Raw genomic sequence first — 23,131 nt, 5'->3', positions numbered from 1 at the left:
GGAGTCATCAATGCAGCTCAGCCGGACGAATTTGGCCGATATTGTTTATTTCCTCGCCATCGCTCGGCATCAGAGCTTCAGAAAGGCGGGCCTGGAGGTGGGCATCAGTGCGTCAGCGCTGAGCCATGCCATGAAAGGCCTTGAGGCGCGTCTTGGTGTTCGGCTGCTTAACCGCACAACCCGAAGCGTGACGCTCACGGCTGCCGGTGAGGAGTTGCAGGGCCTCATCAGCTCTCCGATAGATGATATCGGGCAAGCGCTTGAGTCTCTGAACCGCTTACGTGATGAGCCCGCCGGGCGTATTCGTCTGAACGTCTTGAGTGACGGAGCCAAATTGCTGTTGGGGCCTGTTCTGCCGGTATTTGTTGATCGCTATCCGAACATCGAGGTCGACCTGACCGTGACCAACCGGATGGTCGATATCATCGGCGACGGACACGATGCAGGCATTCGTTTTGGTGGCACGGTCCCCGAAGACATGATCGCTCAACGCCTGTCTCCCGATGTGGCATGGGCCGTTGTTGGAGCGCCTGATTACCTTGAGCGATTCGGTACCCCGAAACATCCGGAAGATCTATACCAACACCGTTGTCTACGCGTACGCCTGGGTAACGCACGCATCTATCACTGGCAATTCTCGAAAGAGGATCAACAGATGGAGATTGACGCGCCCGGCACCATAACGATTGATGAAACCCGCGTCGGTGTAGCAATGGCGATGCGTGGCGCCGGCTTGATGTACGTTCCCGCGACGGTCGTTGAACGACAGATTGCGGAAGGCTCGCTGCAGCGAGTTCTGGAGGACTGGACTCATTACGATCCGGGTTTTCACATTTACTACTCAAGCTTCAGGCTGGTTCCTGTAGGCCTTCGCCTGCTCATTGACCTCATCCGCGAACTCGAACCGATGGGTCCCCTTCCATAGCGTTGGCATGCCCCATCCGAATGGTGACAAAAACTGTCCACATCCCGCTATAGATTCAACTCCGAAGCCAGCTCAACTATTGGACCAGGTTCGGAGACGTATCATGAAACGCATTCAATATCACACGTACGGCGGGCCGGAAGTGATGCGGGTCGAGGATTTTGACCTCCCTCCCCCAGGCGAAGGCGAAGTTGCAGTCAGTGTCAGGTTTGCTGCGATCAATCCGATTGACTGGAAGTTGCGCAGTGGGCAAATGAAAATCGTCACCGGGAAGAAATTTCCTCGTGCGATGGGTATGGATTTTTCCGGAACGGTTTTATCGGTCGGCCCAGGTGTGACACGTTTGAAAGTGGGCGATGCGGTTTTCGGGTTGGCCCGATTCAAGGAAAGCGGCGCGTTTGCCGAGGCCGTTATCACAAAAGAAGCATTTCTAACCCATAAGCCCGACGATGTTTCATTCGAGGAAGCTGCGTGCCTTGGTACGCCTGGCGTAACCGCATGGAACGGCCTTATCGACAAAGCCAGGCTGCAAGCGGGCCAGCAGGTCTTCATCAACGGTTGTGCCGGTGCCGTGGGCGAAGCCGCTGTACAAATAGGGCTTATGCATGGCGGTATCGTGTCAGGCAGTTGCAGCGCCAGGGACATACAAAGGGCAAAAACACTCGGTGTGCGAACCGTCTATGACTACCGCAATACACAGGTATCCAGTATCGCGGTCCAATTCGATGTCGTTTACGACACCGCGGCGACGCTAGCTGTTTCTACAGGGGTTGCAATGTTGCGCCCGGGAGGCGTGTTTCTGGATCTGAACCCAGGCCCTGGCAAATTCATTCGAGCGATCTTTGATCGCCGACTCAAACCCATCATTGGGTCGCCCCGCGCAGAAATTCTGGATAAGCTCGCCAAGGCTGCCAGTGCAGGAAGCTTCAGAATCCCGATAGGCATATCTGTGGCCCTACACGATGCTATACAACTGATCGGGGACATCGAAAACGGTCGCAAACCTGGCGGTAAGGCCGTCATCGAGATGGTTAACGAGATAGGGTAGCTATGGCCAGAAGTGATCGTTTGTTTGAGCTGATGCAAGTGCTTCGGCGTCATCGCAGAACGGTATCAGGACGAACACTCGCTCAAGAGCTGGGAGTGTCGCTTCGCACCATACGCCGCGACGTTCTGACATTGCAGGGCATGGGGGCCGAGATTGAGGGTGAACCCGGCTTGGGATACGTGCTCAAGCCGGGTTTTCTTCTGCCTCCGCTCTCATTTACGGAGGAAGAAATACAGGCACTGGTAACCGGTGCTTTATGGGTCAGTCGTCATACCGACGACAAGTTTGCCTTCGCCGTTAAAAATGCATTAGCGAAGATTAACGCTGTCCTGCCTCCGGACATGCGACCGGCCTTCGACGATGAAACATTTTATGTCAGCGGCCCTGCATCCCATGCCACACCCATCGACTTGAGCGAGATTCGCCGTGCCCTGCGCAACCAGTGCAAGCTGCGTATCACGTTGTCGATCACACATGCACCCGATATGGACCAGATCATCTGGCCAATCATGTTGGGGTTTATTGAAAACCGGCGTTCAGTAGCAGCCTGGTGCGAGGCTGACGGCAAATTTCGCATGATAGACCTGGATAACGTGACGCACGTTGAAGTGCTTGCAGAACGCTACTCCCGCAATCGCCGCCAGATGATCAACGAATGGCGTGCCCTGGACATTTTGCCGTGTAACGAACGTGGTGAGACGTGCTGATCGCGGGCGGCTGGCTACATCGTCTGTTTGAGCTTTTTCATACATGCCTGTTTTGGCAGTGGAAGAAATTAGCAAATATGTAGCTGCTATTTTTGGATAAGTCGCAACTTGCTGGCTGGCGATCGACACCTGGGAATGTCTTGGCAATACCCCATTATGCATATAGCCATAAAGGCGCTCGACTCGAGAAAGTGTGCAGTAACAGTGCATATTCCCAGCCTGCATAATTGCCGTTGCTGGCATCCACCACCTGCCGCAAACAAAAACCTTTCCTCACAACAGGCAAACGCCGAGTTCTCGGCAATAACGGCGATCCACGCCGCTGACCTAGGCGGAAATGGCAAGCAAATTGCTATTCCTTACAGGAAACTAATTTACTCAAAGGGAATTAATAATTTCACCCTGAGGCGTAAATCCAAGCGCTGACGCACTCTGCCCCGCAGGGTCGTGCCAGCGAAATTCCTGACCTCTGGAGATACTCAGCCATGATCCGCCTTACTCGCACAGGCCGCGCCATCTGCGGCCTCCCTCTTGTTGTGGCTTGCTCTTCAGGGTATGCCGATGAAGCTACGCCAGTGATCAACACGGGTGACACAGCGTTTGTGGCGCTGTGTTCGCTGGTCGTGTTGTTGATGACGTTGCCCGGCCTTGCGCTGTTCTACGGTGGTATGGCCAGAACCAAGAATGTGCTATCGGTGATGATGCAGGTGTTCTGCACGGCGGCCTTGATGTCGGTCATTTTTGCGGTGTATGGCTACAGTCTGGTGTTTGGCGACGGCGGCTCGCTGAATGCAATCATTGGCAACTTCGACAAGTTGTTTTTGCAGGGCGTAACCATTCATACAGTGGTGGGGACCATTCCTGAGTATTTGTACTTTCTGTTCATGTTGCTGTTTGCCGCCATTACCCCGGCAATTATTGTCGGTGCATTTGCCGAACGCATGAAGTTTGCAGCGGTGATGGTGTTCATGGCGGTGTGGATCACCATTAATTACATTCCCATGGCGCACATGGCATGGGGCGGTGGCTGGGTGTTCAGTCTGGGCGTGCAGGATTTTGCCGGCGGTAACGTCGTGCATCTCAATGTCGGTATTGCCTCGCTGGTCGGTGCCTGGCTGATCGGTCGGCGACGCGGTTTCGGCACCTCAGCGCTGGCACCGCACAACATGACGATGACCATGACCGGCGGTTCACTGTTGTGGGTTGGCTGGCTGGGTTTCTGCGGTGGCTGCGTGCTGGCCGTCAATGGTTTCGCCATGCTGGTGATGGTCAATACCATGCTGGCCAGCTGTGCCGGTGCGCTGGGCTGGATGCTTGTGGAATGGAAACACCGTGGCCGACCAAGTCTGTTCGGTGCGGTATCGGGCTCTATCGCGGGTCTGGTGGCAATTACCCCGGCATGCGGTTTCGTCGGGCCCATGGGCGCCATCGTGCTGGGCTTCATCGCAGGCCCTCTGTGTGTCTGGTCGGTGGAAAAACTCAAACCGATGCTGGGCCTCGACGACGCCTTCGACGTATTTGGCGTGCACGGTGTCGCGGGTATTCTGGGTGGGCTTTTGACCCCGGTCTTCGCCATGACAGCGTTGGGTGGTCAAGGATTTGCTGAAGGCCGTGACCTCATCAGTCAGTTGATGGTCAATGGCGGCGCGTTACTGTTCAGCATCGTGTTCTCGGCGGTGAGCAGCCTGGTGGCGTTCAAGATCGCTGCGATGCTGTGCGGTGGCTTGCGGGTCGACGAGGATGCCGAAGTGGATGGCCTGGACCTGGCAGCGCACGGCGAGGTCGGGTACAAATACTCGAACTGAGTCTCAGGATTATTCGGGGTTGATGGTCGGGCTGAAGGTATTAAGCCCGACTGCTTTCGATTCGGCATTGCTGCACAATCATTGTCTTGATTGCCCTGCAAAAGTGTATGCATGAGCGAATGAATTCGCTCCCACGGGGTTTGCACCAACGCGATCCTGTGGGACCGGATTCATCCGGGAAGGCGGCATTCCTGACGATAAAGAGGTTGTGGATGTAACGGCCTCTTCGCGAATGAATTCGCTCCCACGGGGTATGTGCCAACCTCAAATCCAACGCGATCCCTGTGGGACTGGATTCATCCGGGAAGACGGCATTTCTGACGATGAAGAAGCTATGGCTCTGAGGGGGATTCAGCTGCACGCCCCCTCCTTTCCAATTAAAAGAAAAAGGCGCCAGTGCAAGATACATCCTGCAATGGCGCCTTTAACCCGATGGAAAGACTTCAGCTACGAACCCGGAGTTTGTCTGGATCGTACGCCACGGTACTGGCAGCCACGTGCGCGCGAATACGCTTTTGCTGACCATCAAGTTTGCCGACCTCCACGGTCGTCCCCGGTTCGCAATACCCAACATCCAGTCGGCATAGCGCGATGTTGCGCCCCAGCACCGCAGAGCGCGTCGCGCTGGTGATCACCCCTACCTGAGCTCTTCCCACCCGCACGCAATCGCCATGTGCCGCCACTTCATTGCCTTCCAGCACCAGTCCCACCAGCTTGTGTCGAGGCTGAGCGGTACGCCGCAACAGCGCTTCGCGACCAATGAAATCGGCGGTTTTGCTTTTGAGTGGCACGCAAAACCCAATCCCTGCTTCAAACGGATCGGTCTGGTCGTCGAACTCGTAACCAGCAAATACCAGCCCGGCCTCGATGCGCAGCATGTCCAGGGCTTCAAGCCCCAGTGGCACCAACCCCAAGGGTTTGCCAAGCGCCCAGAGCCGTTCCCAGACTTGCATCGCGTGATCGGGGTGGCACCAGATTTCAAAACCCAGTTCGCCGGTGTAACCAGTACGCGAAACCATCAGCGCCGGGCCGTTATGGTCATCGAGGCGTCCAGTCAGAAAACGGAACCAGCCAAGTTCTTCCAGGGCAGGCTGGGTGCCTGGTGTCCAGATCATCTGCTTGAGCAATTCACGGCTCAGCGGGCCTTGCACCGCGACGTTGCTAATCTGTTCGGAAGCGCTCTTGATCCACACTTTCATGCCGAGTTTTTCGGCCTGCTCGCGCAGCCATACACCGGCATGGTCTTCGCCGCCGATCCAGCGAAACGCATCCTGGCCCAGGCGCAGTAAAGTGCCGTCATCGAGCATGCCGCCATGCTCGTAACACATCGCTGAATAGACCACCTGGCCGATGGCAAGTTTGCGCACGTCACGGGTCAGGCAATAGTCGAGCAACGCTTCGGCATCCGGGCCAAGCACTTCGAATTTGCGCAGCGCCGAAAGGTCCATCACGGCTACCCGTTCACGGCAGCCGTGGTATTCCTCAAGGGCGCCGTAGCCATCAAAGCGGCTTGGGGTCCAGAAGCCACGATAGTCGGTGAACTGTCGGGTCAGGCTTGAAGTGCCCGCATGAAAACCGCTTTCGCGGGTCAGCACCGGGTCGGCGTCAGCTGTCTGTCGTGTGGTCATGGCGATACTGAAACGCTCCTTTTCGGAATACACGCGAACATGAATATCGGTGGGCTGCCAGCCATTGGCCGGGTCGATGTCATCCGGGCAACTGCTACTGGCGCAGAGCAGATCGGTCATAGCCTTGAGCAACACGTAATCACCGGGACGAGACCATGGCTCATCGAGGGTCAGGTGCTGATGGGCATCGATGCCGGTATTGAAGAAGAAGTTGATCGCAGGCCACCCCGCCCGCCCCTGTACACCATGCGCGGCCAGCACGCGGCTGATGTTATCGCTGCAGTTTTCGTGGCCAAAGTAGCCCTGGGATTCGTAATAGCGTGCGGTGCAGGCCAAGGCAAAGGTGTCATGGCGGCCGACCGTGTCACGCACCACTTCCAGCATCGGTTGCAGGTTGCGGTCGAAGAAACGGCTGAACAGGCCTGGCCCCGGATAGGCGCTGCCGTTGAGGGTGCGGGTGACCGTGGGGTCCAGGTCAATTTCTCGGCCGACATCCAGCCCGCGCCGATCGAAGGCGACAAAGTCAGAGCACTGGCGTCCGGCGACGTCAATTACCTGAATGAACTGACCCGCGCCCACTCGATAGTCCCGCGCGGTACCCGGCGTAATGGTGAACTCGTCAATGACCTCACCCAAAGGCGCTGGCAGCGGTGGCACCCACAATGCTGTCGGATTGGCCCGTTCAATGATCAGACGCAACTCGCTGGCCCTGCCCTGTTCATCCACCGATGTGCGCCCACCTGGTGCGGCGACCACCACCAACAGATCGGCACTGGCGGTCATTGCGCGGCTGAAGCCTGCCGGTGTGGCGCTCGGCCAGAGGCTGCACGCATCAGCGAGATGACGGCAATCCACCCCGCGCTGCGTCAGGCCCGCCACAGCATGCTGCGCCTCACGACTGGACTGGCCAAGGCTCTGGCCGATAAAGCGTGCCCCGGGAGTACGTTGCAAACCCAACGCCGAGAGCGCTTCGCGGCCATCGGCGAGAAAGGCCAGCAATTCAGCGGCCTGGTCACCTTCCAGATCAATGACCTGCAAGCGGTCCCCAGCCTGCAAGGCAATCACCGTCAACCCACCCGGCGCAACCCGGTGGCGTTCGTAGCCAGGCGTGCGGGCAAACAAGGCCGGCTCCAGAGGCCGGCTTGTGACTGGAAGATTCATGGCAACCTCAACCTGCAGATTTCAGGCGATCAAAACCATCGCTGGCCAGATAGGTCTCTAACGAATCGTCCAGCGCGTCGAGCCACGGGGTGTGGTGAACGGTGGCCAGCGTACCGGTGATCAGCGAGCGATAGCAGTTGTTGCGATAGCCCATGATGTCTTCGTACTTGTCTTTCTTCCATTTCAGGAACGTCTGATTCACCTGCGAAATATCGAAACTGGGGTAGTCAGTGGCTCCAATCAATTGGCGGATGTATTCGCCCTGAAATTCGAACATCTGTTGCGCGGTTTCAAGGGTTTCTTCCTCACGGCGCCAAGCCAGGTTTTCCGCCTCCATGTGGGCTTTATCCGGTAAATCGATGCACCCCAGAATGACATCGCGGGCGTACCAGGCCTGGGCGTCGAACATATTGAAGCTGTACCACTGGTCCTGCATGCCCAGGTAGATCAGCCGCGGGTTGGCTTCCCAGAAAATGCCTTTGTACAGGTTCAGCGGCCACAGGCGGTTGCCCGTTTTGAGGCGCAGCTCTTCGGGCAGAAAAGCAAAATGATGTTTGTAGCCGGTGCACAGGATCACCGCATCGACTGCTTTACTGCTGCCGTCGACAAAGAACGCCCGATTGCCCTGCACATGAGTCAGCAGTGGCTTCTCTTCCCAATTGTCCGGCCAGTGATAGCCCATCGGGGCGCTGCGATAGCTGCTGGTGATGGTCCGGGCTCCATACTTGTAGCACTGCGAGCCAATGTCCTCGGCCGAATAACTGCTGCCTACGATCAACACGTCCTTGTCTTTGAATTCCAGTGCATCGCGGAAGTCATGCGCATGCAGCACGCGCCCGGCGAAGCTCTCGAAACCCGGAAAATGCGGCACATTGGGCGTGGAAAAATGCCCACTCGCGACCACCACATAATCGAAGACTTCGCTGCTGGTCAGGTCGCTGCCGTGATCATGAACGGTGACCGTGAACTGCTCCTGTACCTCGTCAAAACTCACGCTGCGCACCACCGTATTGAAACGGATGTAGTCACGCACACCGGCTTTTTCGACCCGGCCCTTGATGTAATCCCAGAGCACCTCGCGCGGCGGATAAGAGCCGATGGGTCGGCCAAAATGCTCGTCGAAACTGTAGTCGGCAAACTCCAGGCATTCTTTTGGACCGTTTGACCACAGATAGCGGTACATGCTGCCGTGAACCGGCTCACCATGCTCATCCAGCCCGGTGCGCCAGGTGTAATTCCACATGCCGCCCCAGTCAGCCTGTTTCTCGTAGCAGACCAGTTCGGGCGCCTGTTCCGGCGTGCACGCACCCGACTCCACGGCCGACTGAAATGCCCGCAACTGAGCCAGTCCGCAGGGGCCCGCACCAATAATCGCGACTCGTTTTTTCATGTTCGATTCTCCGCAATGAGAAAAGCTCGATGCCTCACAGGCAGTACAAGCGGCTGGCAACCAAGGCGTTGCGTATCAGGCAGGTGACGAACATCGGGGGCTCATCGGAAGATCACCGTCTTGTCGTGGTTGATGAACACGCGATGTTCCAGGTGGTATTTGAGGGCCCGCGAGAGCGCCACGGTCTCGGTATCCCGGCCGATGGCGACGAGATCGTCCGGGCTATGGTCATGCTCGACCCGTTGCACCTGCTGCTCGATGATCGGCCCCTCGTCGAGGTCGCCGGTGACGTAATGCGCCGTTGCGCCGATCAGTTTGACGCCCCGCGCATAGGCCTGGTGATAGGGCCTGGCGCCCTTGAAGCCGGGTAAAAACGAGTGGTGAATATTGATCGCCCGCCCCGCGAGCTTGTGACACAAATCATCGGACAGAATCTGCATATAGCGCGCAAGCACCACCAGGTCGGTCCCGGTCTGCTCGATGATGCTCATCAACTCGGCTTCCTGCTGCGCCTTGGTGTCAGGCGTGACGGGCAGATACACGAAGCAGATGCCCTCGCGCTCAGCCATCGGCCGCAGGTCCAGGTGGTTTGAAACTATGGCGGTGATGTGCATGCTCAACTCGCCCTTGTGGTGGCGATACAGCAGGTCAGTCAGGCAATGGTCGAACTTGCTGACCATCAGCAGCACCCGCAGCGGTTTATCGCCCGCGTGCAGCGCCCATTGCATGTCGAAGGGCATGGCAACATCGTCGAAGCCCTGGCGCAACGACTCAATATCGCCAGTGGTGCCCGCATTGAAGCGAAACACCGCCCGCATGAAAAAGCGCCCGGTGTGCTCGTCGTCGAACTGCGCCAGTTCGCTCAGGTAACAGTCGCGCTCGGCCAGGTATGTGGTCACGGCGCTAACAATGCCCGAGGTCGCCGGGCATTGGACGTTGAGTATGTAGTGGGAGGTGGACATGGCATGTTCTCTTGTCATGAAAAAATCGCGTACTCAGCCCTTGGCCGTGCGTTTTTTCTTCTCGGGGTCATCGAACGGCAAGCTGTGGCTGATTGCCTTCACGCTCAGGCTGCCCCGCACTTCCAGGGCGACGCCCTGCTCGGCAATGTGCGGCTGGACCCGGGCGATCGCCATGGATTTGCCGGTCAGACGCGAGTACATGCCGCAGGTGATCAAGCCCACCTCGCGGCCCTCGAACCACAGGGTGTCGCCCGCCTGAGCCGCCACCTGACCGTCGAGCAGCACACCGAATATCTTGAAGCGCTCAGAGCCCTGGCGTCGGTAATGCTCCTCAGCACCCCGAAACCCCTGTTTGCCGGGCGACACGGTGAAATCCAGGCCCAGTTCCCAGAGGCTGTCGCCGGCCTTCTGATCGGCGTAGGGATACATCTGCGAGTTGTCGTAGGGGAAAAACAGCAGTGAGCTTTCGACACGCAGCCAGTCCAGTGCGGTAAAAGCGCACGGGATAATGCCCAGGTCGCGGCCCTGCTCAAGAATGCCGTCCCAGATCAGCGGGGCATCGGCAGCCTTGCAGAAAATTTCGTAACCGCGCTCCCCTGTGTAGCCAGTGCGCGAGACCATCACCGGGCGGTCGAACAAGCGGGTTTGCAGATGGTGGAAATACGCCAGATCACGAATACCCGGTACGTGACTGGCGAGGAAATCCACGGCCTTCGGTCCTTGCAGTGAAAGATCGTGCAGGTCGTCATCGAACAACACCGCGACCTGACGGCCCAGTGCCGAACGCACCAGCAACTCATGGCCGCTGCCCGCTCCATGCACAACCATGAATGCATTGGGGCCGGTGCGGTACACAATGCAGTCGTCGGCAAAATTTCCGTCTTCATCGAGCATGCAGGCGTATACCGATTTGCCCGGATACAGCTTGGCGATGTCGCGAGTAGTGGCCTGCTGAAGCAGGTTTTCGGCGTGCGGCCCGACGTAATGCACCTTCTTCAGGCCCGACACGTCCATCAAACCGGCGCGAGTGCGAATGGCCTCATGGTGGTCAGCCAGGTCGCTGGCGTAGGTCCAGGCGGTGGGCATGCCGTTCCAGTCTTCCAGCTGTGAGCCAAGGGCCAGGTGCCGTTCGCGAAGCGCAGGGGTGCGCCATGAATGAGTCATGGAGTATTCCTCTTGGATTAAGTGAGGGGTTGAGGTCAGAGCTGGAGGTCAGGCCTGATCTCAGGTATCGAAATCAAAGCGTCGCAGCCAGTCGATCAGGGCCTGCCGATAACGGGTCATGCCCTTGTAGTCGGCAATGGCCTCGGGTAAATCGCGAATCACCCGGTGCATGCGCTGCGCCCAGGCCGGATTGGTGACGAGTTCGTCCATGCTGATCAGGTAGGTGCGAATGCCGAACATCAGCGCATTGGAGCGCGGCAGGCGCATCATCAGTTGCATCTCGACGCGCAGATGAACCAGTCGTCCTGCATTTTCGGCGGTGACCTTGCCACGGTCGTTGCCCCATTCATGAAAGGTTTCGGGCGACGAATCCAGTCGCGGATTGATCGTCAACGTCCAGTTCAGGCGACGCACCGGCTGGCCGACCTGCACATTCAGCAGGTATTTCAGCGCCCGGTCGAAGATGCCCATCTGGTGCGCCATCGGCACCGGCGAGTGCCATTGTTTGAAGCTCATGCCAGCGTCGAAACGCAATGACCAGTCGGCCGGACAGGTGACCATGCCCGCGTCCATGAACAGGTCGCCATCGCGCTGGTCGAGCACAGCGAAGTCGCCCTGCAACTGGCGGGTGATGTACTCCAGTGGCTCGCACGGCAGGCTCGCCGGATCACCGAACGTGAAACGCTGATCAATACCCATGGGCAGGTTCTGCCAGTGCCAGGCGTCGCCGTCGCGCTGCAGATGAAAGTGCTGCGGATAGTCTTCAGACAGATGCTCCATCAGCACCTGCACCATGTCCCAGGCGGCCTGCGTCATATGCGGCATGACCAGACAGCGTCCGGGGTCGCGTTCCAGTACGCGGGCTCGTTCGGCGGTCTCGGACAGGTAATGTTCGTCGATGTCGAACGGGTGCTCGAAGATCGACCCCGGATCACGGGAAACCGCCGGTTCGATGTTCACTGAATACATGTACTGGTCTTCAGGAAACGGAAACGGGAAGCGTGCGATGGCCTGCGGGCTATTGCGAAAGCTGAAGTCGTCGCAGTAGGTTTGCGGCGCTTTGAAGGCTAGGGTCATGACAAAACTCCACAATCAGATATCGAGTACCAGCGCTCCGCCGCAACTGCGCGACACACAGGGCATCAGGTGAGTGTTGCGTTCGTGGTCGCTGAGAAACAGATCCCGATGCTCGACCGCGCCGTCTATATAGGCTGTCTGGCACTGCCCGCAGACCCCGCCGCGACAGAGGTTGGGCACCTCGATGCCAGCCGCTTCCAGGGCTTCGAGCAGGCTGTCTTCGGCATTGACCTTTAACTGTCGACCGCTACGTGCGAGGTGCACATCGAAGGGATTACCAGGCTCCGGCGCGGCGAACGCCTCCCAGTGCACGCGACTGGCCGGCCAGCCCAGCGCCTGGCTCTGCTCGCGCAAGGCATCGATCAACGTTTGCGGCCCACAGGCGTAAACATGTGTGCCCAGTGGGCGCTGGCTCAGCAACGTGTTCAGATCCAGTCGTCGCGTGGGGCTGGCATACACATGCAGGCGTGGCCCCAACTGCTCGCGCAACGTGTCCAGATAGGCATCGCTGATGCCGGGACGGCAGGCGTAATGCAGCTCGAAATCCTGGCCCTGACGCGTTAGCTCCGCGCAATACGCCATGAACGGCGTAATGCCGATGCCTGCGGCAATCAACAGGTGCAGGCGCGCTTTGCTGTGTACCGGAAACAGATTGGCCGGTGCCGAAATAGTCAGCCGGTCACCGACGTCCAGTTCGTCATGGATAAAGTGCGAGCCACCCCGCGACTGAGACTGACGACGCACGGCGATGCGGTAATGGCCCGTCTGAGCGGGATCACCCAGCAGCGAATAGGCATTGCGCCGACCATTGGGCAAGTGCACTTGCACATGGCTGCCCGCTGAAAACGCTGGCAACGAACCACTCAGCGGCTCCAGCAACAGCTCGCGTACCATCGGCGTCAGCAAGTGGGTTTGCGCCACTCGAACAGCAATCGTGCGGCTCATGCGCAGGCCTCCCCGTATGGAAGGTCGGCGTCGGCGCAGACGCCAATGTAGGCGCCCAAACGCTGGGAAAAGTGCTGGCGAACTTCAAGCACTACAGCGCACTGGCAACAGGTGTGCAGTGCGGCATCAGTAGCGTCCTGCAATGTGGCACAGTGCACGCAGAACACCGAACGGTTACCGCCCTCGCCCCGTCCCGAGTTCAGGCTCAACGTGATTTCATCGGTCAGTAGCCCCGCGTCAACGGCTACCGTGCGCACCTTCCAGAGAAACGACTCATCGCCCTGCACATGCAACTGCACACCGACATGGCTGCTGCGTAAATGCTCGGCCAGTACCCGCTGTAACGTGGGCAGATCTTCCAGTTCGGGCAAGGCCAGGTGCGTCAGGCGGCGGGCTTGTGCAACCCGGTCTTGTCGCTCCGCATGAAGCTCAAGGCCTTGCGTCTGGGTCACCAGCAAGTAATCACGGGACAACTGCATGGGTGGTGCGGCGTCATACGTCGGCAGGCTGACAGGGCGCGACGCTGCAATCGGATTGTTCATGTCGATCCTCGTGCTGACGAGGGCGGAATTGCCCTGAGGTGTTTCCTCGTGGGCAAGATAATTTCCTATGCGGCATGCATGCTCAATCCTCACGATGAGCTACTCCCAAAGGGGTAGTTGACAGTCAGAGGCATGGAATTTGCTGTCTTACAGCATTCATATCGACAAGACGGGAGGAAAAAATGCACACAATCAGCCCCGCGCCTTCGCCGTTATCGACCACCCATTCGCTGACCGAACGCGAAACGCAAACCCTCAGCCTGATCAGGGACGGCCTCAACAACAAGCAGATCGCCCGGGAGCTGGGCATCAGCGATGGCACGGTAAAGATTTATGTGCGCAACCTCCTGCGCAAGTTTGACCTGCACTCACGCCTGGAGCTGGCGTCCTGGATGCATCGTCATGAAGCGCAGCCCCAAGGGCATGACCCGATAACGCTCACTGAACAGGCCCCGCAGGCCACCACCACGATCAGTGTCAGCGGCTTGGTCAACGATTTGCCGGCGCTGATTTACAAGGGTGAAAACGCGCGCGCCTGGCGCATGCAGTACGTCAGTGAAGGCTGCCTGCACCTGACCGGCTACTCCGCCGAACAACTGACTCGCGAACAAAGTTACGGCGCATTGATTCTTGAGGAATACAGCGACTATGTCTGGTACTGCGTGCAATGCGCACTGCTCAAGCGTGAGCCATTTCAGCTGAAATACCGGATATGTTGTGCCGATGGCCGAATCAAGGAAGTGTGTGAAACCGGCGTCGGGCTGTACTCGAGTAGCGGCGAGATCCTGGGACTTGAAGGGGTGATATTCGAGGTGGGTGCGTAAGGTCTGTACCATTTGATACTTCAGGTGCTCCGTAATTTATTCGGCGCCTTTCCCTTCCTTCATCAAACAACATGCAAACGCTGGATTGAAATACATTTTCTGTAGGAGCTGCAGAAGGCTGCGAAGCACCTTGTCCTGACAGACCGTGATCGCAGCCTTCGGCAGCTCCTACAAGTCCTATGTTCACCGCGAGACAGCGCGGCGCCTGGACGACGTATAAATCAATAGCACACCTGTGCTATCGAAAATCATCTGCAGGTCAATTACTGTTTTTCAACTGAACCAGATTGCAGGTTCATTGAATAGAGTCATTGCCATGCTACGTACCACGGCGTTTTCTTCGCTGATGCTCACAGCGTTTGCTTCGGCATTTGCCCAGACGGCTTGCCCGGGCGGCGTCGCTCCCGGTAGCCCTCAGTGCGGGCCGGACTCGGGGACATCAAGAGCCGATTCTGCCCCTGCCCGTCCGACCGGCGAATGGATAAAAACCTGGGGCGCGATTGCAATGTCTAAATCCACAGGCGAAGTAGGAACCGTTGTTGGCAAACTATCCGAGGGCGATGCGAAGATCTCTGCCATCAAACAATGTGCAAAGGGCGGAGCAAATGATTGTGCCGTTCAGCTGTTTTATCGGAATCAATGCGCTGCGCTCGCTGCGTCTCAGGTGGACACTTTTTTCCAGTCGTCTCCAATCCAACAGCTTGCAGAGAGTGGCGTGAAAAAGGTGTGTGATGAGAGTGGTGGAGGGACATGCAAGGTCTTGTACTCAGAGTGTACCGAACCGCTGTTCAGAAAATACTGAAGTCGGAACCGGCTTATCCTCGGTCACCGATGTTCATCGCGAGTTTCATTCCCCTTGAATAACCGTTATTTCACGCAGAGCGCAATGTTCGTGCGCGCAGCATGGATCACGCTCAAATAATCGTCGACGACGGCAGGTGACATGTCCTGGGTAATTGCATCATCTGCCATCGCAGCATCCTGGCGATATTTCGACAGCGTCGCCAGGCATCCAGCTTTATCCTTCAATTTGTACTGCGTGAGCGCATAGTCATTGCGCAGACCGCCCTCATCCATCAATCCCATTGTGCCGAGGCACTCACGATAAACAGGCGCCAGGGTCGTCTCGGCCTGGGCGTATTTTTTCTCGTCGTAGAGCTTTTTGAACAGTCGGCGCGTCTTGTCCAGCGCGGGTTGAGCGCAGAAGGCCGGCACATAGCGGTAATCACCTTCGAAACTGCCATTGCTGCCGCAATACTCGCGACACTGCTCTTTTGTAGAGGTACTCACCACTAACCCGTTGGGCGCGATGGTCAGTTCCAGTGAACATTGGCTCGGGGCATCGCCTTCGTAAACTACCGCGCTTCCTCCCGGATTCAACCGGCCGGAAAACGTGCAGCCACTACCGGCGTTTTCGGTGTCCAGTGAGAAAGTCTGGCTACCCTTCACTCCAGCGGAGCCAATGACCAGTTGCCCCCAACCACCCTCAGTCGCATAAGTGCCCGCTTTTAGCGGTGATTGTTGCGCCATGGTTGATGCAGGCAACATCAAAGAGGTAAAACAAAAAGCAGCACAGCAAATATTAATAGCTCGCTTCATCGCTACGCCCTTATGGAGGATTGAGCCCATTTACTGCCACCGCGGATAATATGCATAGGGACCTGAAACTGCCCCACTGCGTAAATAAACAACATCGAGTTTGGCGCTCCGCAACGTTTCGACAGGCGCACATGACACTTCCTGGCTCTTGGTGAGCGCCGTTTTTTTCTAGTAACCAACTTACGGACTGCAGTCGATAAATCAATAGCACACCTGTGCTATCGAAAATCATCAGCAGGTCAATTACTGTTTCCCGCTGGACAGGTATTTAAAGGTTCGTCGAGGTCGAGTGATCAATATGATTCGTGCCACGTTATTTTCACTGTTGGTACTCGCTGTCTCTACTCCGGCCTTTTCGCAGACGGCTTGCCCAAGCGGCGTCGCCCCTGGCAGCCCTCAGTGCGGACCTGACTCGGGGACCTCACGAGCGAACTCCGCGCCTTCACGGCCAACCGGGGAATGGATTAAAACCTGGGGAGCGATTTCTGGATCGGATAGTCGTGGGGAAGCATGGACTTCCATTGGACGACTGTCGAAAGCTGAAGCTGAAGAGCAAGCGCTTGACCAATGCAAGGCCGCCGGAGCGTCGGACTGCATTGTGACGTTAGCGTATCAAAATCAGTGCGTATCGATGGCCTCCCCTCCTGGTTCCGGGCGCAGCGCTACTAACAGTGCAAAGAGCAAAGAAATTGCCAATCAAGACGCGCTGGCTAAGTGTCAGGAAGTAAATGGGCAAGCCTGTGAAGTTATCTATAGCGCATGCACAGATCCGATATTTAAAAAGTTCTGATGATCATGGCAGCCGTGACAGTACATAACAGCCCCAAAGCAAACGAGTTCTACACGCTGATGCCCGACATCCGCAGTAACTGGGGGCCCTACGGCGTCATCTTTTCGAATGAACGCGAGTTACTGACACCGCCGCGCCGTATCCTGCGGCCCCCTGAAGGCGGTTTCCCGCCGCTACGCCAGACACCGCAGCTTGAATATGACCCCAGGAAAGGCAAAATGCCGCGCGACTTTGAAGGCATATTCAGCGGCTACTGGCTGGTTTCAGAGCGGCTGAAGAAGGTGTTCGAGGAGATAGATCCATTGGCCTTTGAGTTTGCCGAATGCACATTCCATTTGCCTGATGGCTCGAGGGGGCCCACTCATTTCCTTTGTGACGTTGTACGCGTCCTCGATGCGGTGGATGAAAAAGCTTCCAGGTTAAACGTCGAGATCAGCGATGAATTCTTGAATGGAAAGTTCTATAACTTCTGCGGCGGTGCGAGGCTCGCTTTCCATCAAAGCGTCGTCGGTTCGGCGCACATTTTCCGCGTCCCCTACTCCGGCCGTCTGGTTGTCTGCGATAAAGCATTTCGGGATGCGGTTCGGCAGGCCGGGATTGGCGCCAAGAGTCACTCTGACGGGCTGTGGTTCGAAGATGCTGCCAATCTGTAGGCCGAAGCAAACACTCGTGGCTGGTACAAATCTTGTGGCCCCCGGTGTCCATGGCACCACACTGTCGTACAGCAAACGGAGACTTGTAGGAGCGCGCTTGCCCGCGATGGCATCTGGTCAGGCAACGCATTTTTCGCTGATGCACCGAATCGCGGGCAAGCGCGCTACTACGCATAAAATCAATCCAAATCAGTTACTTATAATTGTTAATCAGGGGAAATTCATCCGCAAACAGGCTGGTGCATTCACAGCATCCTTATCATCAGGACTGCCGACTTCCCGGATAAATCCGCTCCGATAAACGCGCCATGACTAATTCACGCTGAGGAGTCAACAATGCAATTGCACCCTTCGTTGAAGTCCTTGATACCGGAATGCAGGCAATGGCTTGATCGGGCCCGGACCTCGGGCGATATCGACCGCTACACAAGCGCCGTGGAAGAACATCTCGCAGTTGCCGGCCGCCTTAGCCCCAAGGCCGGGACACAGCTTGGACGAATCAGCCACTTTTGGAGCGTCGCCGCCTGCGACGCCTACTTTCGGGCGGATCTGGATGAACTTGCCTGTTTTTTCAGCTGGACGATTGAAAGCCGTGCGCTGGTGCTGCGCTGGGATGCGGTACACAGTCAGCTGCGTCCACAGCTTGGCAACTGGCCCCAGGAGTACTCAGACAGCCTGCGTGCTGCAGGCCCCACAGTCTTGTCTCAGTGGGATACAGGCAAGACCGGCGCGCAGCGCTTTCTGGAAATGGCGGAGAAAGATGCACGGCTCAATCTGTTCCCTCAGTCACGTCGAATCGCCCACAACACCCACGATGTGTTTTTAACGTTTCTGTTCTGCGACGCCTATGCACTGTCGACCCTGTTTGCACCACGCAAGCCCTTGATAACTGTGTATCAGGAGCTACTGGATAACTGGAAGACCCAGGACCAGAACACTTTTGCGCACCACATGAGCCAGGCCGCTGAATTCCATATCAGTCGGAGTAAGTACAGTACGGGTTCGAAATCTTACGAATTCGACTACGACTTTGATCGCGTCTTCCCGATCGAATTACTGGCCGTCCTTGCGCTTCGACGTCGGGACAACCTTGCGGATTTTCCAACGGGTCACGTGCTGATTGATGGGCCGTGGTCGGTGATAAAGGAACTGCCTTGCGCTACGCCGCACCCTCTTATCGCGGCTGTTCTGAAACGCGTAAAGAGTGGCTATCCGCAATTTCTCTGACCGAAGACTCGGCAGACTCTGGCAAGAGAAGCGCAAATGACTACCAGGCAATTACCGGAAAAAGAACAGTTCTATGTCCTGCAGAGTGATCCGCGCGGCGGTGGGCCCGGTACGGACGTTGAGATCGACAACCTGGATGCACTTTTAACGCCTCCTAGCCGCATTCTCAGGCCTGTAAACGGAGGATTTCCTGCACTGCCAGAGGTGCCGCATTTGGTGCATGCCAACAAGTCAAAGCGAATGCCTCGTGATCTTGAAGGTGGATTCAGCGGTTACTGGCTGGTTTCCCAGCGTCTGAAGCAGGTCTTCGAATCCATAGATCCAGATGGATTCGAGTTTCTGGCCTGTGACTACACGCTGCCAGATGGTTCAAATGGCCCGCCGCATTACCTCTGTGACGTTGTACGCATGATCGCGGCATTAGACGAAGAAAAATCTACTTACCAGGTTCGCACAGGTCATGAATTCGAGACTGGAAAGCCGTTCAGGATAATGACCTTTGCTGGCGGCGCACATCTCGCCTTCAAAAAGGATCTTGTGGGTTCTGCCCATGTATTCCGCATGGCCGAGAAGAAATCGTCAGTCATTTGTGATCGCGTGATGTACACCGCGATCAGGAAAGCCGGTATTGGCGTCAAGCCAAGTTCTGGAGGTCTTTTATGGCGGGACGCTGCCGATGTGTAAAGGTACGTCCAGTCTGAATGTCTTAATAACATACTCGTTAAAACCGAACCTATAGTACGGGTGTGCTATTGGAAAAATGCCCTGCCCCTGTAACTTACAGATGATCATCGCAGGATTACTTTTCCACGACTTTTTGATCAGGCACGAGAGCACAGAGGCTTTTCAATTGACGCTAGATACCGTTCACAACCGTTTGCCCGTGGGCTGGAAAAATCAACTGCTGCGAGTCGCGTTCATCACAGTGGCGGCGACATGCAGCTGGCAGCCGCTGAGCGCATTGGCCGGGTCTGTGGCCCCGGCCAATTCCGCCTCTACTCTGCCTGTCGATAACACCGAAGCCTCACTGAACCTTGATGAGCGCAAGCTGATTCAGGAAGGACTGATCTGGGGCGGTTTTTATCAAGGCCCTATTAACGGCAACTTTGACAAAGACACCCGCTACGCCATTGCAGCTATTCAGCAACAGTATAAACAGCCCGGCACCGGTCTACTGAACGCCGACCTGGCCATGCATCTGGGTGGTTCAGCGCTGAATAAGCGAACAGCATTCGGCTGGACCACCGGGACTGAACCCAAGACCGGGGTAAGACTGGGTTACCCCGCAAAGCTACTCACTGTGCTCACCAGCCCAAACGCCAATACCGTGAATCTGAATACTGAGGACAGCAGTGTTTCATTGCGGGTTGAGCGGATGGTCAATATGAAGCCCGGCCAGATTGATAAGATCTACAACAACCTCGCCAGCGACCACAAGTCCACTGTTACGTACAACGCCAGGCATGCTGACTCATTCGTCACAGCGGGCTCCCGTGGTCCACTCAAGTTCTTGCGTCACTATACGCAACGCGGGAATGAGATTCGTGCATTCGACCTCGTATGGCTCGGCGAGCGAGATGCAGATATGAAAGCCCTCGCGATATTGATTTCCAACAGCTTCGACCCGTTCAATACTTCCGGCCCGCAAAAAGAGGCGCAATACCCTTACCTCTCCAGCCTCGCCCGAGCGGCAAATAACGAATCGGCTGGCGACAAACCAAATGCCGTGCCCGCTCAGTAGAGCTATGCGCCAGAAGCCAGACTTGAGAAATGAAGCCAGTCTTCCAGACGGTTCATTTGCATGAGACTTCCACTGGCCCTCGTTGGCGCTGTCTGTCTGGTCGCGGACATATCCATCGTGAGTGCGAGCGAAACAAGCGCCGTGACCAATGAGCAGGGATGCATCAGGCAGCGCGGCGGTCCACAGGATCCCGGCACGGTGCCGCCGCCCGTCATGGATGCCTGCGTGGGCCCCTACTCTCTGCGCATTCCCGCCAACTATTTCGATGACCAGATGGGACCGAACTTTGATGGCAGCTTTGGGTTGTATCTCGAATACCCGGACCTGACGCCCTTCGCGCCAGGCGAACGAACACACCTGACACTGGATGTGGCCACGCGCACGGTGAACATTGGTTATGTCTACCTCGACCGGGTAAGCGCCGAGGCGTTTATGCGACGACAAACCGTGCCAGACGGTTCTGGCGAAGATGCGCCCGAAATGGATATCCAGACGCGTATCAAAGGCAAGGAGGTCGATGGGCTTACACCTTATTACGCCGATGTTGCTAAGTATCGCGCGCACTATCTGGCGAAGGGACTGAAGCCATCCAACTCCATCATGGACGCCAGCTATTACATGGACTGGTACGTGGCGCGCGATACGCGAGGTCAAATCGAGACGATCATCAAGTGCACATCGCGCGAAGTCCAAGAGTCCGGCGTGGAATATCGTGACGGCAAGCTGATACGCAGCAAGGAGCGCCAGTTACCCGAGTGTGAGCACACGTTTGTCATGCCCGGGACGAAGGTGGCCGTGAAGATCAACTATGTGCGCTTCGCGCTCAAGGACTGGAAGAAGATTCAAGACCGCGCACGGAGCGCACTGCAGGAATTATCTCGTGATGCTGGTTTGACCCGCCGTTAATGAAGAAACCGAGGTTGTGCTGTTGCAAGACATCATCCACAAGCAACTTGAGGAGATCGGGTCATGACCCAGTCGTATTCACCAAACCCGGCCTGCTTATCGATAAAAACTACGTCTACGCGCGCGATGAAGCTTATCTTTGCGCTGAGCCTTGCAGGGCTATCGCATTGCGCTTTGGCTGCCAGTTTCGATTGCAACAAGGCCTCGACCGATACGGAAAAGCTGATCTGTAGCGATGCCGAGACATCCGCGCTGGATGGCAAACTGCAGCAAGCCTATAAGACGGCACTGGCTGCGACCGATGCGTATGGCAAGAAAGCGCTGGCTAAAGAACAACGCAACTGGATCACTTACAGTCGTGGCCTTTGCCAGGATACGACCTGCCTGCAACAGGCATATACCTCTCGCATCGCCATGCTGGCGCGTAATGAGAAAAATATACTCGACGGTGAGGCTTACCCGGACTGCAAGCTGCCGGGCGAAGCCAACCAGACCGCCAGTAGCGAATGCGTAAATGTGATGCCTGTCCGAGATCCCGACTCCCGGATCGACTCATTCAACCAGTCGCTGAAACAGCGCAAGCAAAACGGCCAGGTGATTGGTTGCAGCCGACTGATTGATCTGCCGGTGGGTGTAGCCGGAGGTAATCACAGTTTTGGCGGCCTCTGCGTCCTGCAGGAAGGTGCGCAGCGCAAAACCGTGATGATCTGTAACGACGATATGTTTGGCCATTTCCAGGTACAGCCGTCCACTTTGCAGGACGTTTCAGACAAGCGCCTCATCGATTTCACCTATGCGCAATGCTATGGCGGTTAATGCGCACCGTTATCTAAATCCAATAATCCACTCTGATAGTCAGTTACTGCCACAGGATTAAAAAGATGGGATTTAAAGTTCACTTGGTGAGTATTTCGCTGCTGTTATTCAGCCTGCAAGCCGGAGCGCAGACAAGGTGCCCTATGGGCGTTCAGGCGGGCAGCATTCAATGCATTCCGGATGACCCGCAGACCAGTCAAAGTGCACCTCCCCGCATGACCGGCGAATGGATAAAAACATGGGGAGCAGTTGCAGGTTCGGATGCAACTGGCGAGTCCGGAGCGGTGGTCGGCAAGTTAACCGAAGAGGAAGCGAGGTCGGTAGCCCTGCATCGATGCGCTCTAGGAGGAGCCACTGACTGCAAGGTGAACCTGGCCTATAAAAACCAGTGTGTCGCACTGATCTCCAGTGAAATCAATAGCGTCGTACAAGGCTCCGTTTCGGAACAGAGAGCGATTGATTTGGCGATGGCCAGTTGTAAAGAAGATAGCGGTGGCCGTGAATGCAAGGTCCTGTACACCGCCTGCTCTGATCCGATTTTTCGCAAATATTAAGCTTTTTGTGTCGAGTGTGAGCTAACTAAGGAGGTTTACGGTCAGCGCACGCCAGCTTCTTCAAGGCATGGCAACGCTGACCTGGCGTTATCTGTCACTGACTTGGAGCGTTAGTCCCAGGCGCCCAAAACGCTCTATAGGTGAACTCCGGCAACGTAGTCGCGAGCTCCGGTCGACCTATTTTGACCATGCCGTTGGTTCGCCGAGTGCTTGCCTTACAGACGAAATCATAGGGCCGCTCCAGCATGGTGCGGGCAACCGGTTCCCACTGAGTACTGGTCGGTCCCTGGGTGACGTCGCCCGAACGCAGTTTGGAATTCGATTCGTCTACACTGTACAGTCCAGCCTTACACTGAAAGGCAATCCTGTACAGGGTGAAGAGAGGTTTGTCCTTATCTTCGAACACATAAACAACATCCACTGAACGAGTGGGCTCAGCACCTGATTTCGAAGGACTGTCCGCGACGGAAAGAGCATCGGCATAAATGACTTGCCGTTTCGGCTGGTCCCCACTTCCGAAGATTAGCCACCAGTCAGGCATTGCGGCAACTGCCGCGCCTGGGGCGATGACGAGCGGGGACAGGACGGCGAGAACCAAAGCGTATTTATGCACCAGCGTTTACTCCCGGAGTTGCTGACAATAAGAATCGAACAAACTTTTAATTGA

The 23,131-nt window shown here is 56.6% G+C and carries 22 protein-coding genes; 14 read left to right on the top strand and 8 right to left on the bottom strand.

Going from position 1 to position 23,131, the window contains the following annotated elements; all coding sequences use genetic code 11:
- The first annotated feature begins 10 nt into the window (after positions 1-10).
- The 4 genes from KDX30_RS08410 (at position 11) to KDX30_RS08395 (ending at position 4,485) form a co-directional block, all read left to right on the top strand.
- Positions 11-925 carry a LysR family transcriptional regulator gene (locus KDX30_RS08410; protein ID WP_231675495.1) on the top strand — a complete coding sequence of 305 codons (915 nt, stop codon included), beginning with the start codon at positions 11-13 and terminating at the stop codon, positions 923-925.
- 103 nt (positions 926-1,028) lie between these two features.
- Positions 1,029-1,973, top strand: a complete 945-nt coding sequence (locus KDX30_RS08405; protein ID WP_231675494.1) for an NAD(P)-dependent alcohol dehydrogenase — start codon at positions 1,029-1,031, stop codon at positions 1,971-1,973.
- A gap of 2 nt (positions 1,974-1,975) precedes the next feature.
- On the top strand, positions 1,976-2,680 hold the full coding sequence (locus KDX30_RS08400; protein WP_231675493.1) for a helix-turn-helix transcriptional regulator: 705 nt from the start codon (positions 1,976-1,978) through the stop codon (positions 2,678-2,680).
- Positions 2,681-3,165: 485 nt separating this feature from the next.
- Positions 3,166-4,485, top strand: coding sequence for an ammonium transporter (locus KDX30_RS08395; protein WP_027900416.1), 1,320 nt, complete (start codon positions 3,166-3,168; stop codon positions 4,483-4,485).
- Between the two features lie 443 nt (positions 4,486-4,928).
- On the opposite strand, the gene KDX30_RS08390 is transcribed toward KDX30_RS08395, so the two are convergent.
- From KDX30_RS08390 to KDX30_RS08360, 7 genes are all read right to left on the bottom strand, one after another.
- A complete protein-coding gene (locus tag KDX30_RS08390; protein ID WP_231675492.1) occupies positions 4,929-7,274 on the bottom strand; it encodes a DUF1989 domain-containing protein in 2,346 nt (781 codons plus the stop codon).
- A 7-nt stretch (positions 7,275-7,281) separates the two neighbouring features.
- Entirely contained in the window at positions 7,282-8,664 is a 1,383-nt protein-coding gene (locus tag KDX30_RS08385; RefSeq protein WP_231675491.1) for a flavin-containing monooxygenase, read from the bottom strand.
- 101 nt (positions 8,665-8,765) lie between these two features.
- Positions 8,766-9,626 (bottom strand): formyltetrahydrofolate deformylase, encoded by an 861-nt coding sequence (purU, locus tag KDX30_RS08380; protein WP_231675490.1) that lies wholly within the window; start codon positions 9,624-9,626, stop codon positions 8,766-8,768.
- A gap of 33 nt (positions 9,627-9,659) precedes the next feature.
- Positions 9,660-10,790, bottom strand: a complete 1,131-nt coding sequence (locus KDX30_RS08375; RefSeq protein WP_231675489.1) for an aminomethyltransferase family protein — start codon at positions 10,788-10,790, stop codon at positions 9,660-9,662.
- Positions 10,791-10,850: 60 nt separating this feature from the next.
- The gene (locus KDX30_RS08370; RefSeq protein ID WP_231675488.1) at positions 10,851-11,867 is read right to left on the bottom strand and encodes a heme-dependent oxidative N-demethylase family protein; all 1,017 of its coding nucleotides are present in this window, start codon (positions 11,865-11,867) and stop codon (positions 10,851-10,853) included.
- A 15-nt stretch (positions 11,868-11,882) separates the two neighbouring features.
- Entirely contained in the window at positions 11,883-12,812 is a 930-nt protein-coding gene (locus KDX30_RS08365; protein ID WP_231675487.1) for a PDR/VanB family oxidoreductase, read from the bottom strand.
- Complete coding sequence (locus KDX30_RS08360; protein WP_231675486.1) at positions 12,809-13,354, bottom strand: dimethylamine monooxygenase subunit DmmA family protein; 546 nt, start codon at positions 13,352-13,354, stop codon at positions 12,809-12,811. Before KDX30_RS08360 ends, KDX30_RS08365 begins: the two co-directional genes overlap by 4 nt.
- Before the next feature lie 182 nt (positions 13,355-13,536).
- Here KDX30_RS08360 and KDX30_RS08355 point away from each other — a divergent pair, with 182 nt between their 5' ends.
- Positions 13,537-14,178, top strand: a complete 642-nt coding sequence (locus KDX30_RS08355; RefSeq protein WP_231666726.1) for a LuxR C-terminal-related transcriptional regulator — start codon at positions 13,537-13,539, stop codon at positions 14,176-14,178.
- A gap of 316 nt (positions 14,179-14,494) precedes the next feature.
- The gene (locus KDX30_RS08350; RefSeq protein ID WP_231675485.1) at positions 14,495-14,980 is read left to right on the top strand and encodes a DUF4189 domain-containing protein; all 486 of its coding nucleotides are present in this window, start codon (positions 14,495-14,497) and stop codon (positions 14,978-14,980) included.
- A 65-nt stretch (positions 14,981-15,045) separates the two neighbouring features.
- On the opposite strand, the gene KDX30_RS08345 is transcribed toward KDX30_RS08350, so the two are convergent.
- Positions 15,046-15,807, bottom strand: a complete 762-nt coding sequence (locus KDX30_RS08345) for a hypothetical protein (RefSeq protein WP_231675484.1) — start codon at positions 15,805-15,807, stop codon at positions 15,046-15,048.
- 268 nt (positions 15,808-16,075) lie between these two features.
- On the opposite strand from KDX30_RS08345, the gene KDX30_RS29685 reads away from it, so the two are divergent.
- The 8 genes from KDX30_RS29685 (at position 16,076) to KDX30_RS08310 (ending at position 22,464) form a co-directional block, all read left to right on the top strand.
- Positions 16,076-16,567 (top strand): DUF4189 domain-containing protein, encoded by a 492-nt coding sequence (locus tag KDX30_RS29685; protein ID WP_406643797.1) that lies wholly within the window; start codon positions 16,076-16,078, stop codon positions 16,565-16,567.
- The gene (locus tag KDX30_RS08340; RefSeq protein ID WP_231675483.1) at positions 16,567-17,220 is read left to right on the top strand and encodes a DUF1629 domain-containing protein; all 654 of its coding nucleotides are present in this window, start codon (positions 16,567-16,569) and stop codon (positions 17,218-17,220) included. Before KDX30_RS29685 ends, KDX30_RS08340 begins: the two co-directional genes overlap by 1 nt.
- A 336-nt stretch (positions 17,221-17,556) precedes the next feature.
- Positions 17,557-18,447, top strand: coding sequence for a hypothetical protein (locus KDX30_RS08335; RefSeq protein WP_231675482.1), 891 nt, complete (start codon positions 17,557-17,559; stop codon positions 18,445-18,447).
- A gap of 36 nt (positions 18,448-18,483) precedes the next feature.
- Positions 18,484-19,131, top strand: a complete 648-nt coding sequence (locus KDX30_RS08330; protein WP_231675481.1) for an imm11 family protein — start codon at positions 18,484-18,486, stop codon at positions 19,129-19,131.
- Positions 19,132-19,297: 166 nt separating this feature from the next.
- Positions 19,298-20,188 carry a peptidoglycan-binding domain-containing protein gene (locus tag KDX30_RS08325; protein ID WP_231675480.1) on the top strand — a complete coding sequence of 297 codons (891 nt, stop codon included), beginning with the start codon at positions 19,298-19,300 and terminating at the stop codon, positions 20,186-20,188.
- A gap of 60 nt (positions 20,189-20,248) precedes the next feature.
- Positions 20,249-21,094: a hypothetical protein gene (locus KDX30_RS08320; protein ID WP_231675479.1), complete on the top strand. Its 846-nt coding sequence runs from the start codon at positions 20,249-20,251 to the stop codon at positions 21,092-21,094.
- 63 nt (positions 21,095-21,157) lie between these two features.
- The gene (locus KDX30_RS08315) at positions 21,158-21,910 is read left to right on the top strand and encodes a lysozyme inhibitor LprI family protein (RefSeq protein ID WP_231675478.1); all 753 of its coding nucleotides are present in this window, start codon (positions 21,158-21,160) and stop codon (positions 21,908-21,910) included.
- A 65-nt stretch (positions 21,911-21,975) separates the two neighbouring features.
- The gene (locus KDX30_RS08310) at positions 21,976-22,464 is read left to right on the top strand and encodes a DUF4189 domain-containing protein (protein ID WP_231675477.1); all 489 of its coding nucleotides are present in this window, start codon (positions 21,976-21,978) and stop codon (positions 22,462-22,464) included.
- Positions 22,465-23,131: the final 667 nt, after the last annotated feature.

Origin of the sequence: Pseudomonas quasicaspiana, from assembly GCF_021147825.1 — a bacterium.
In the GTDB taxonomy this organism is placed as follows: Bacteria; Pseudomonadota; Gammaproteobacteria; order Pseudomonadales; family Pseudomonadaceae; genus Aquipseudomonas; species Aquipseudomonas quasicaspiana.
This window is presented reverse-complemented; position numbering and strand designations above follow the sequence as displayed.